A 453-nucleotide genomic window follows, 5' to 3' on the forward strand; every position below is an offset into this window, starting at 1 on the left:
TATAAATAATATTATGGTAGAGAATATGAGATTAGGGATTCTCAATAAATCACCCCCTTATGTTTAAATATATTCATAAAGGAGTGAAAAAATAATTATATATTTTTAAATTGTGGTTTCATTTTATAATATCTTCTATAGTAGTTTTACTATTACTAGAAAAACTTGAATGCATGTGATAATTATAAAACATTAAATATTTCCCATTTTTATAAAAATTTTGGTATTATATATACATACTACAATCAATAAACATAAATATAACCATCAACAAATCAATGTATACATAAAGTTATAAAAGAATAATTTGATATATTTTTAGANAAGATTGTGGTGGATGTCAGATACAAGAATTAAACTACAATAAACAACTTGAATTAAAAACAAATGAAGTTAAACAAGTTGTAGCTAGAATTGGTAAATTAGAAAACGTTGAGATACATGAAACTATGG

The organism is Romboutsia sp. 13368 (assembly GCF_018336475.1).
Taxonomy (GTDB): Bacteria; Bacillota; Clostridia; order Peptostreptococcales; family Peptostreptococcaceae; genus Romboutsia.